Here is an 11,616-nt window from a genome sequence, read left to right on the forward strand (position 1 = left end):
GACAATCATCGGCGGCCGGTGAGACTGCCGGAATGGCCGTAACCAGCGACCCCTCGGCACCGGCGGACCCACCCCGCCGGGCCCGGATCGTGTTGGCCGAGGTGGCCCGCCGACCCGCGCCCCGCTCGCCCGCCCACACCGAGCTGACCCAGCGGACCCAGGTCGGCGACGCCCTGGTCCGGGGTCTGGTCCGGGCCCAGCTCGCGCTCGCGGTCCGGCTGTCGCTGGTGGTGGTGATCGGGTTGGGCGGGCTGCCGATGCTGTTCGCCATCGCACCCGCGGTGGGTCGGGTGAAGCTGTTCGGGGTCGGGCTGCCGTGGCTGCTGCTCGGCGCCGCCGCCTACCCCTTCCTGATGGCCGTCGGCTGGTTGTACGTCCGCTGGGCGGAACGCAACGAGGAGGACTTCACCGATCTGGTCCAGCGGCCGGAGCGGTGATGGTCAGCCCGTACGTCGTACCGGCGATCATCGCGGTCACGCTGGTCACCGTCGCCATCGGCTTCTACGGGCTGCGGGTGGCGCGCACCACCTCGGACTTCCTGGTCGCCTCCCGGATGGTCAGCCCGACCTGGAACGCGGCGGCGATCGGCGGCGAGTACCTGTCGGCCGCCTCCTTCCTCGGGATCGCCGGCCTGATCCTCAAGTACGGCGTCGACGTGCTCTGGTACCCGGTCGGCTTCGCCGCCGGCTACCTCGCGCTGCTGCTGTTCGTGGCCGCGCCGCTGCGCCGGTCCGGGGCCTTCACCCTGCCGGACTTCTGCGAGCTGCGGCTCGGGTCGCGCCGGCTGCGCAAGCTGGCCACCCTCTTCGTGATCTTCATCGGCTGGCTGTACCTCGTGCCCCAGTTGCAGGGCGCCGGTCTCACCCTGAACACGGTGACCGGCCTGCCGTACGCGCTGGGTGCCCTGCTGGTCGGCGCGGTCGTGACCGCGAACGTGGCGCTCGGCGGCATGCGCGCGATCACCTTCGTCCAGGCCTTCCAGTACTGGCTCAAGCTGACCGCACTGGCCGTACCGGCGATCTTCCTGATCCTGCAGTGGCAGTCGGACGGCCGGCCGGCGGTGACGCCGCCGGCCGGCACCACGTTCCGGGTCGAGACCACCGTCGAGGTCCGGGACACCGCCACCATCACCCGGCCCGACGGCACCCTCCAGCGGGTACGCTCCGGCGACCGGCTGACGTTCGAGGCCGGCGAGCCGGTGCCGGAGGTCTCCTCCGTGCCCACCCGCAGCGGTGTGGACTGGTTGCTGCCCAGCGCGGCCGGCCGGGACGACCGTGGGCTGTTCGCCACCTATTCGCTGATCCTCGCGACGTTTCTGGGCACGATGGGGCTGCCGCACGTACTCGTGCGGTTCTACACGAACCGGGACGGTGCCGCCGCCCGCCGGACCACCCTGGTGGTGCTCGGCCTGGTCGGCGCCTTCTATCTGCTGCCCACGCTGTACGGCGTGCTCGGCCGGGTGTACACCCCGCAACTGCTGGTGACCGGCGACACCGACGCGGTGGTGGTGCTGCTGCCCTCGGCGGTGCTGGGTGGCACGGTGCTCGGTCACCTGCTGGCCGCGCTGGTTTCGGCCGGCGCGTTCGCCGCGTTCCTGTCCACCTCCTCCGGGCTGCTGACCAGCGTCGCCGGGGTGCTCTCCGCGGATGTGCTGCGCCGCGGCTCGGTCCGCGGATTCCGGTTGGCGGCCCTGATCGCCGGGGTGGTCCCGATGGTCCTGGCGCTGACCGTGACCAGCCTGGACGTCTCCCAGGTGGTCGGGTTGGCCTTCGCGGTGGCCGCGTCGAGCTTCTGCCCGCTGCTCGTGCTGGGCATCTGGTGGCGCGGCCTGACCGCGGTGGGCGCGGCCGCGGGTGTGCTCGCCGGCGGCGGCGCGGCGGTGCTGGCCGTGCTGGTCACGGTGCTCGGGCCGCCGCTGCACGGCTGGCCGTCGGTGCTGGTCACCCAGCCGGCCGCCTGGACCGTGCCGCTCGCCTTCACCGTGATGGCCGTCACCTCGATCGCGACCCGCCGCCAGGCGCCGGCGGATGTGGGCGCCACCATGCTCCGGCTGCACGCTCCGGAGGCGATCCGGCTCGGCTGAGCCGCCCGCCGGGCGGCGCCGTGGTCGGCCGCGGTCGACAGCGCGGGCTACGGTTGCCCGCATGGATGGCAACGGACAATCTGCGCTCACCCTGCGTGGGCTGGCCAAACGGTTCGGTGAGAAGGTGGCGGTCGCGGGGGTCGATCTCGACGTCCCGGCCGGTTCCTTCTACGGGCTGCTCGGCCCGAATGGCGCCGGCAAGACCACGACGCTGTCCATGGCCGTCGGTCTGCTCCGGCCCGACGCCGGCACCGCGTACGTGCTGGGCCACGACGTCTGGAGCGATCCGGGGCAGGCCAAGCGGCAGTTCGGCGTGCTGCCGGACGGCGTCCGGCTGTTCGACCGGCTCACCGGTCCGGAACTGCTCGCCTACAACGGCCTGCTGCGCGGGATGGACCCGGACGTGGTCGACCAGCGCGCCCGGGAACTGCTCGACGTGCTGGCGCTGGCCGACTCCGGCCGCACGCTGGTGATCGACTACTCCGCCGGGATGAAGAAGAAGATCGGCCTGGCCTGCGCGCTGCTGCACGCTCCCCGGCTGCTCGTGCTGGACGAGCCGTTCGAGGCGGTGGATCCGGTCTCGGCCGCGCTGATCCGGGACATCCTGCACCGGTACGTCGGCGGCGGCGGAACCGTGATCTTCTCCAGTCACGTGATGGAGGTCGTGGAACGGCTGTGCAGCCACGTGGCGATCCTGGCCGACGGGACGATCAAGCGGGTCGGCACGCTGGCCGAGGTCCGCGGCGAGCGGTCGCTGGAGGAGACGTTCGTCCAGGTGGTCGGCGGCCGGGTGTCGACCGGCGAGGAGTTGGCGTGGCTGTAGCGGATGCCGCCGCCCGTACCGTCCCCGCCGGGCCGCCGCCCGCGGCGACGCGTCGGGTGTCGCCGTGGCTCTTCGTCCGGCTCAAGCTGCGGGTGCTGGGCAACAACTTCCGCGGGCAGACGTCCCGGATCGTGCTGTTCGTCATCGGCATCCTGGTGGCGCTGTGGCTGGCCGGTACCGGCTTCCTGCTGTTCGCCGCCCCCGGCCTGGCCTCCCGGCCGGATGTCGCGCTGCTGGTCGGCGCGTTCGGCGGCGGGCTGCTGGTGCTCGGCTGGCTGCTGCTGCCGCTGGTGTTCTTCGGCGTCGACGAGACCCTGGATCCGGCCCGGTTCGCGCTGCTGCCGCTGCGCCGCCGCACGCTGATCACCGGGCTGCTCGCGGCGGCGCTGGTGGGCACGCCGGCGGTGGCCACCCTGCTCGCCGCCGCCGGCCTGGTGCTCGGCACCTGGAAGCTGGGTGGCCCGGCCGCCGGCCTGGTCGCGCTCGTCGGCGTGCTGGTCGGGGTGGTCCTGTGCGTGGCCATCAGCCGCGCCGTGACCAGCGCCTTCGCCACGATGCTGCGGTCCCGGCGGGTACGCGACCTGGCCGCGGTGCTGCTCGCGCTCTTCGCCGCGTTGCTCGGCCCGCTCCAGATCGCCGTGCTCGGGACGGTGCAGAGCACCGACTGGCGGCTCTACGAGGTGCCGGCCCGGATCGTCGGCTGGACCCCGCTGGGCGCGCCGTTCACGATGGGGCTGGACGTGGCCGACGGCCGGGCCTGGGCCGCGCCCGTCAAGCTGCTGATCGCGCTGGCGACGATCGGGCTGCTGCTCTGGTGGTGGTCCGGGTCGGTGGAGTCGGCCATGCTCGGCGCGGCGGGCGGCCCGGCCGGGTCGCGCCGCAGCGTTGCCGGCGGCTCGGCCGTGCGGCAACTGTTCCCGCGGCCGCTGCGCGGTCTGCGGCCCACCCGGTACGGCGCGCTGGTCGCCCGGGAGACCCGCTACTGGTGGCGCGACATGCGCCGACGGGCCGGCCTGATCACGTTCGCCGTGATCGGCATCTTCATCCCGGCCATGATGAACATCCGGGACCTCGGCGGCGGCGCCGGCGTCGGGGCGCCGTCCCGGGTCACCGTCGGGCTGTCCCTGCTGTTCGTCGGGCTGGTCGCCGCGGTGAGCCTGGCCAACGAGTTCGGTTACGACGGCAGCGCGTACGCGGCGAACGTGACGGCGGGCGTGCCCGGCCGGGTGGAACTGCTGGCCAGGGTGACCGCGTACTCGGTGTACATCGCACCGTTGATCGTGGCCATCTCGGTGGCGGTCGCGCTGCTGATCGGCCGGCCGGACTGGTTGGGCATGGTGACCGGCACGCTGTTCGCGGCGTACGGCGCGGGGCTCGCGGTCACCCAGTTCGTCGCGATCCTGGGCGCGTACGCGCTGCCGGAGACGAGCAACCCGTTCGCCATCAACACCGGTGCCGGGGTGGCGAAGAGTCTCCTCAGCCTGCTGGCGATGCTCGGCTCGGCCGTGGCCGGCCTGCCGATGGTGGTGGCGAACGCGCTGCTCGGCGACGTGTGGCTCTGGCTCGCCCTGCCCGTCGGCCTGGCGTACGGCGTCGGCGCCGCCGTGCTCGGCACGTACCTCGCGGGCGACGTCCTCGACCGGCGGATGCCGGAACTGCTCCAGGCGGTGACGCCCCGCCGCTGACGGGTCTGTCCCACCCCGCCCTGACGGGTCTGTCCCACCGGCGGCTGCCTCGCCCGGCACAATGAGCCGGGTGACGCAGCCGCCGGGTGGCCACATCCACCACACCGACCCGTTCGCCACGCCGCAGTCCGACCGGTCACCGGTACGCCGGCTCCGCGGCCGGCTGGCGGCGCCGGTGACCCTCTGGACGGCGCCCGGCCCGGCGGGGCTCACCGTCTCCTCGACGCTGGTGGCCGACGGCGAGCCGGCCCGGTTGCTGGGTCTGATCGACGAGGAGTCGGAGTTCTGGTCCGCGGTCACCGCCGCCGAACGGTTCGCGGTGACACCGCTCGGCCCGGCGCACCGCCGGCTCGCCGACCGGTTCGCCGGGCTGTTCCCGGCACCCGGCGGACCGTTCGCCGAGGGTGCGTGGACGGAGACCGACCACGGCCCGGTACCGGCCGACGGGGGCGGCTGGGTCGGCTGCCGGCTGGACGAGGCCCGCCCGTGCGGCTGGGCGCTGCTCGTCGAGGCGACGATCGAGACGGTCGAGCTGGCCGGGGACGTACCGCCGCTGCTGCACCACCGCGGCCGGTACCGCGAACTGGCTCCCTGACCGCGCCCGCCCGCCCGGCGGGTCGGAGATCGGCATCGGTGAACGGCGTGACAATGGTCACTCGGCGCACCGGACGGCCCGTTCGGCGCAGCCGGGTGCAGCCACCCGCCGATCATCTTCCGCGGTACCGCGCAACTACCTACCGTGCGCGCAATCCCGCACCCCGGAAGGTGGTGATCCCGCATGTCCACGGATACTCCCGCCGAGACTCCGGCCGGTACGGCCGAGCCGGCGAACCGGTATCTGGAGGTGGCCCGCTCGGCCGAGTTCGACGGCCTCCGCCGTGCCCTCCGCCGCTTCGTGTTCCCGATGACGGTGGCGTTCTTCTGCTGGTACGCGCTTTACGTGATCCTCTCGGCATACGCCCGGGACTTCATGGGCCAGGTCCTGTTCGGAGACATCAACGTGGCCCTGGTCTTCGGCCTGTTGCAGTTCGCGTCGACGTTCCTGATCGCCTGGCTGTACTCCCGCTACGCCGACCGCAGGCTCGACCCGGTGGCCGACCGGATCCGGGCCGAACTCACCGGAGGTGACTCGTGACCAGGGTCCTGGCGGCCGAGGCGGCCGGCTCCGCCCGGGGGCTGACCATCACGCTGTTCCTGGTGCTGGTGGCGGTGACCCTGGTGATCACCGTGTGGGCGAGCCGGCAGACCCGGACGGCCACCGACTTCTACGCCGGCGGCCGGTCCTTCTCCGGCTTCCAGAACGGCATGGCGATCGGCGGCGACTACATGTCGGCCGCGTCGTTCCTGGGCATCGCCGGCATCATCGCGCTGAGCGGGTACGACGGCTTCCTGTACTCGATCGGCTTCCTGGTGGCCTGGCTGGTGGCCCTGCTGCTGGTGGCCGAGCTGCTGCGCAACTCCGGCCGGTACACCATGGCCGACGTGCTGGCGTTCCGGATGCGGCAGCGGCCGGTCCGGACGGCCGCCGCGGTCTCCACCATCACGGTCTCGATCTTCTACCTGCTGGCCCAGATGGTCGGCGCGGGCGCCCTGGTGGCGCTGCTGCTGGGGATCAAGCCGGGGACCACGTTCCTGGGCATGGACGCGGCGACCGCCAAGGTCGCCACGATCATCCTGGTCGGCGCCCTGATGATCATCTACGTCACGGTGGGCGGCATGAAGGGCACCACCTACGTGCAGATCGTCAAGGCCATCCTGCTGATGGGCGGGACCCTGGTGATGGCGCTGCTGGTGGCGGTGCACTACAAGTTCAACCTGTCGTCGCTGCTGGGCGACGCCGCCCGAGCATCCGGCAAGGGGAACGCGTTCCTGGAACCGGGGTTGCGGTACGGCGTGGAGACGGCCGACGCGACGAAGACGTTCTACAGCAAGATGGACCTGCTCTCGCTGGGCATGGCGCTGGTGCTGGGCACCGCCGGCCTGCCGCACATCCTGATCCGGTTCTACACGGTGCCCACGGCCCGGGCGGCCCGGCGCAGCGTGCTGTGGGCGATCGGCATCATCGGCTGCTTCTACCTGCTCACCCTCGCGCTCGGGTTCGGCGCGGCGGCGCTGGTGGGGCACGAGGCCATCACCGCGCAGGACAAGGCCGGCAACACCGCCGCGCCGCAGCTCGCGCAGGCGCTCGGCATCGAGTACCTGGGCGGCGGTACCGGCGGATCGGTCCTGCTGGCCGTGATCGCGGCGGTCGCCTTCGCCACGATCCTGGCCGTGGTCGCCGGGTTGACCCTGGCCTCCTCGTCCAGCCTGGCGCACGACTTCTACGCGAACGTCGTGAAGCGGGGCCAGGCCTCGGAGCGGCAGGAGGTGAACGTCGCCCGGATCTCCGCCCTGGTGATCGGCGCGGTCGCGATCGTCCTGTCGATCTTCGCGCAGAGCCTCAACGTGGCGTTCCTGGTCGCACTCGCCTTCGCGGTGGCGGCCTCGGGCAACCTGCCCGCGATCCTCTACAGCCTGTTCTGGCGGCGGTTCAACACCTCCGGAGCGGTCTGGGCGATCTACGGTGGCCTGCTCGCGGCCGTGTTGCTGGTGTTCTTCTCCCCGGTCGTCTCGGGCTCGCCGACGGCGATGTTCCCGGACCACGACTGGCACTGGTTCCCGCTGTCCAACCCGGGCATCATCTCGATTCCGTTCGGCTTCCTCTGCGGCTGGTTGGGCACCCTGCTGTCCAAGGAGAGCGACGAGGCCAAGTACGCGGAACTGGAGGTCCGGTCGCTCACCGGGGCCGGAGCGCACTGATCCATCGGCCCGTTCCGGGCCGCGCACCGGCACCGATCCGGTCGCGTCCCACCACCCCTCCCGGCGCAGCCTCACCGCCGGGAGGGGGTTTCACATTCGGCGCCGGTGGCCCCTCCCGGGGGACGCTGTCCTGTGTAGGCTCGGCCGCATGGTGGTTTCGCAGCGGTTCGGATCCGGGCACCGCGTCCTCGTCACCGGCGGCGCCGGCTTCGTCCCGTCGCACCTGGTCGACTCGCTGATCGGGCGGGGCTGCACGGTGGTGGCCGTCGACAACTTCGTGACCGGCTCCAAGGAGAACGTCGCCCACCTGGCCGACAACCCGCGCTTCACGCTGGTCGATGCCGACGTCTCGGACGGCCTGCCGGCCCACCATCCGGCGCTGGCCGAACGCTTCGACGCGATCATGCACATGGCCTCGCCGGCCAGCCCGACCGACTTCGCGCTGCTGCCCGTCGAGATCCTCCGGGTGGGTTCCCTCGGCACCCTGCACCTGCTCGACCGGGCGCTGGCCGACGGCGCGCGCTTCCTGCTCGCCTCCACCTCCGAGGCGTACGGCGACCCGCTGGTGCATCCGCAGCCGGAGAGCTACTGGGGCAACGTCAACCCCAACGGGGTACGCAGCGTCTACGACGAGGCCAAGCGCTTCTCCGAGGCCGCCACCATGGCCTACCACCGGTTCCACGGGCTCGACGTCGCGATTGTCCGGATCTTCAACACGTACGGTCCGCGGATGCGGCCGGACGACGGGCGGGCCATCCCGGCCTTCATCACGCAGGCGCTGCGCGGCGAGCCGATCACGGTGCACGGCACCGGTACGCAGACCCGGTCGATCTGTTACGTGGACGATCTGGTGCGCGGCATCCTGCTGCTGCTCGACTCGACCGAGACCGGTCCGATCAACTGCGGCACCGAGCACGAGATGTCGATGCGCGAGCTGGCGGAGCTGATCGTGGAGATCGCCGGCGGCGGATCCGAGGTGACCTTTGTCACGAGGCCGGCCGATGACCCGGAGAAGCGCCGGCCGGACCTCACCCTGGCGCGCGAACGGCTCGGCTACGAACCTCGGGTCGACCCCCGGACCGGCCTGGCGAGCACCGTCGCGTACTTCCGGGAACACCTGGCCTGAGCCGGCCCGGGTCGCAACAAATCGCCCGTACTCCCCTGCGGCGTCCAGGGTTTTCTTGGCATGACTACGTACCCTGAGCCACATGTCAGCGAACCCGCCCGCCGGTCGTCCCGGCGACGCCCACCGGCCGGCCAGCGGCTCGGCCGGCCGTGCCAGCGTGCCCGCCGGCGGCGTCGCCGGCCGGGCACGCATCCCGCGCCCGGCCGACGGTGGCCGGGATGTTGACCACGATGCCGAGCGCCCCCGCCGGGGCTACGGCGGCACGCCCGGCGGGCCGGGTGGGCCGGACCGGCCGGGCGGACCCGGCGGTACGGGCCGTCCGCCGACCGGCGGACCCCGGCGGCTGCGCCCCCGGTGGGGCGGATCGCCCTGGTGGCCGGCGTCGTGCTGCTGGTGCTCGGCGTGCTGGCCGGCACCGGGGCGTGGCTCTACGCCCGCAACCTCAACGAGGACATCAAGCGCACCGACCCGTTCTCGGTGATCACCGCGGGGCGACCGGCCAAGACGGTGGACGGGGCCATCAACATCCTGCTGGTCGGCAGCGACTCCCGGGATCCGGACGCCCCGGTCGACGGTGCCGGCAAGTGGCGGGCCGACACCATCATCCTGATGCACGTCCCGGCCAGCCACGACAAGGCGTACCTGGTCTCCATCCCCCGCGACCTGTACGTCCCGATCCCCGGCGACGCCTCCGCCGGATGCGACACCGCGCAACGCGAGAAGATCAACGCCTCGTTCGCCTTCGGCGGCCTGCCGCTGGCCGTGCGGACCGTGGAGTGCTTCACCGACGTCCGTATCGATCACGTGATGGCGATCGACTTCGGCGGGTTCAAGGAGGTCACCGACGCGCTCGGCGGGGTGGATCTTGAGGTGGACCAGAGCATCACGTCGATCCACAAGCCGTACCGGAAGTTCACCAAGGGCACCATGCACATGGACGGCGCGACGGCGCTGGACTGGGTGCGGCAGCGCAAGCAGTTCGCCCAGGGCGACTTCACCCGGGTGCGCCACCAGCAGGAGTTCCTGCGCGCCCTGATGGACAAGGCGGCCAGCACGGGCACGCTGTCCAACCCGGCGAAGCTGAACGCCTTCCTCAGTTCGGTCACCAAGGCGGTCACCGTCGACCAGGAATTCTCGTTGGTTGACATGGCGGTGCAGTTCCGCAACCTGCGCGGCCAGAACCTGACCTTCATCACCAGCCCGCACCTCGGCAGCCAGATGATCGACGGTCAGTCGGTGGTCATCTCCGACCGCGAGCGGGCGCTGGCCATGTACCAGGCGATAGCCGCAGACAAGATGCAACAGTGGGTGAACGCGGACAAGCAGTCCGACACCAGCACGAACGGTGGCTGAAAATCATCCGAACGGCCGCTTTGCCGCAGCGTGGCGGCATCGGCCGGCCCGGTCGGCGCACCGGTGAGCCCGGCGGCCAGCCACAACCCCGGATCCGCCGCTCGCGGGAACGCGCAAGGATCCGTACAGTGGGCTGGCCCCGCACGTGAACTGGAGCAGGCATGCCGGTTGACACCCGTCGACGCCCCGCGATGGAGCCACCAGCCTCCCCCGGGTACGCATCATCGGCCGCGCCACCGCCGGCCGACCCACCGCGAACCGCAAAACGGAAGCGGCGCCGCGATCCCGCCTGGGCGCGCTCGCTTGTGGTCTTCGGCGCCGTGCTGATGATGCTCAGCGGCGGGGCGATCGTCGGCAGCAAGGCGCTGATCAGCCGGGCGGCCGGCGCGATCGATCAGGAGAACCTGCTGGGCGGCGCCGGCAAGAGCGGCGCCGAGGGCGGCAAGGACCTCAAGGGGCCGATCGACCTGCTGCTGCTCGGGGTGGACATCCGGCAGGGCTGGGACAAGAACGACACCCGGCCGGACACGATCATCATCCTGCACATCCCCGCGACCCACGACCGGGCGTACCTCATCTCCGTCCCGCGCGACACCGAGGTCCAGGTCCCGGCGTTCCCCAAGAACGGGTTCAAGGGTCGGGTCGAGAAGATCAACGGCGCCTTCTTCGCCGGCGCGCAGAACGGCGGCGGCTGGGCCGGCGGCACGGAGCTGCTGGCGCGGACCATCAAGAACGCCGTGGGGATCAGCTTCGACGGCGCCGCGATCATCGACTTCAACGGCTTCAAGGGCGTGATCGACGCGCTCGGCACCATCAACGTCTGCGTGGACCAGAAGGTGACCTCGCACCACATGATGGTGGTCGACGGCAAGCCGATGTACATCACCGACGCCAAGGCGTCCGGCAAGCGGTACACCCCGGTGACGTACCAGCCCGGCTGCCAGGACATGAAGGGCTGGCAGGCGCTGGACTTCTCCCGGCAGCGGTACGGCCTGAAGAACGGTGACTACGACCGGCAGCGGCACCAGCAGCAGGTGATCAAGGCCATCGCCAAGAAGGCGATGGACGGCGGCGTGATGACGAACCCGAGCAAGGTCAACCACCTGATCCAGGCGGCGGGCAAGGCGTTCACGCTGGACACCAACGGCGTGCCGATCGCCGACTTCATCTTCACGATGCGCGGCGTGACGGCCAACGACCTCACCCTGGTACGCACCAACGGCGGCAAGTTCAACTCGCGCCAGAGTTCCAGCGGGGAGTCCCGGGAAGCCCTCACCCAGGAGAGCATCGAGATGTTCCGCGCGGTCAAGAACGACAAGCTCGCCGAGTTCCTGGACGAGCATCCGGACATGCTGGCCCCCAAGTCGTGACACCGGTCGGCCCTCGGCCGACCCGCGCGCCCACCGGTGGACGTTGAACCGTCCGCCGGTGGGCGTTTTCCGTCTGGCCGGGAACCGACCGTCGGCGAATCCGGCACCGGCAGATACCGCAAAAGCCACTGATCGGTCGTAGCGGACCCTTAGGGTGGATCAGGAATTGGTTCGCCAGGCTCGGTCCGGGGAGGGGCTACGTTCAGAGCGAAGCGGGCCCGTGCCACGGTGCCGCCCGGTCAACCCACCGATCCGGCCGCGCCGCCGCCCGGCCCAGCAGCACCGCCCGGCCCAGCAGCACCGCCGGGCCCGCCGGTCGGCCCGGGACCGGCGGCGGACGCGGACGCGCCGCGGACGCCGGACCGGCGCAAACCCCC

Annotated in this window: 7 protein-coding genes and 3 pseudogenes; all 10 read left to right on the top strand. The window is 71.7% G+C overall.

The features are described 5' to 3' along the window. Positions 1-32 precede the first annotated feature (32 nt). The 10 genes and pseudogenes from CIK06_RS28485 (at position 33) to CIK06_RS28530 (ending at position 11,239) form a co-directional block, all read left to right on the top strand. A complete protein-coding gene (locus tag CIK06_RS28485; protein WP_095567371.1) occupies positions 33-437 on the top strand; it encodes a DUF485 domain-containing protein in 405 nt (134 codons plus the stop codon). Beyond that, positions 437-2,083: a cation acetate symporter gene (locus CIK06_RS28490; protein WP_095567372.1), complete on the top strand. Its 1,647-nt coding sequence runs from the start codon at positions 437-439 to the stop codon at positions 2,081-2,083. Before CIK06_RS28485 ends, CIK06_RS28490 begins: the two co-directional genes overlap by 1 nt. A gap of 61 nt (positions 2,084-2,144) precedes the next feature. Beyond that, positions 2,145-2,906 (top strand): ABC transporter ATP-binding protein, encoded by a 762-nt coding sequence (locus tag CIK06_RS28495; RefSeq protein ID WP_095567373.1) that lies wholly within the window; start codon positions 2,145-2,147, stop codon positions 2,904-2,906. After that, entirely contained in the window at positions 2,897-4,591 is a 1,695-nt protein-coding gene (locus tag CIK06_RS28500) for an ABC transporter permease (protein ID WP_198348047.1), read from the top strand. The genes CIK06_RS28495 and CIK06_RS28500 overlap by 10 nt, the downstream gene beginning before the upstream one ends. A gap of 82 nt (positions 4,592-4,673) precedes the next feature. Beyond that, a pseudogene (locus tag CIK06_RS28505) lies at positions 4,674-5,186 on the top strand (flavin reductase family protein); the annotation flags it as partial. Between the two features lie 183 nt (positions 5,187-5,369). After that, a pseudogene (locus tag CIK06_RS28510) lies at positions 5,370-5,742 on the top strand (DUF485 domain-containing protein); the annotation flags it as partial. After that, positions 5,723-7,390 carry a cation acetate symporter gene (locus CIK06_RS28515; protein WP_095567377.1) on the top strand — a complete coding sequence of 556 codons (1,668 nt, stop codon included), beginning with the start codon at positions 5,723-5,725 and terminating at the stop codon, positions 7,388-7,390. The pseudogene CIK06_RS28510 and the gene CIK06_RS28515, both read left to right, overlap by 20 nt. A 148-nt stretch (positions 7,391-7,538) precedes the next feature. Beyond that, complete coding sequence (locus tag CIK06_RS28520) at positions 7,539-8,516, top strand: UDP-glucuronic acid decarboxylase family protein (protein ID WP_095567378.1); 978 nt, start codon at positions 7,539-7,541, stop codon at positions 8,514-8,516. An 82-nt stretch (positions 8,517-8,598) separates the two neighbouring features. Beyond that, positions 8,599-9,869: pseudogene (locus CIK06_RS28525) on the top strand (LCP family protein). Between the two features lie 326 nt (positions 9,870-10,195). Further along, on the top strand, positions 10,196-11,239 hold the full coding sequence (locus tag CIK06_RS28530; RefSeq protein ID WP_232534391.1) for an LCP family protein: 1,044 nt from the start codon (positions 10,196-10,198) through the stop codon (positions 11,237-11,239). Positions 11,240-11,616 lie beyond the last annotated feature (377 nt).

Origin of the sequence: Plantactinospora sp. KBS50 (genome assembly GCF_002285795.1) — a bacterium.
Lineage (GTDB): Bacteria > Actinomycetota > Actinomycetes > Mycobacteriales > Micromonosporaceae > KBS50.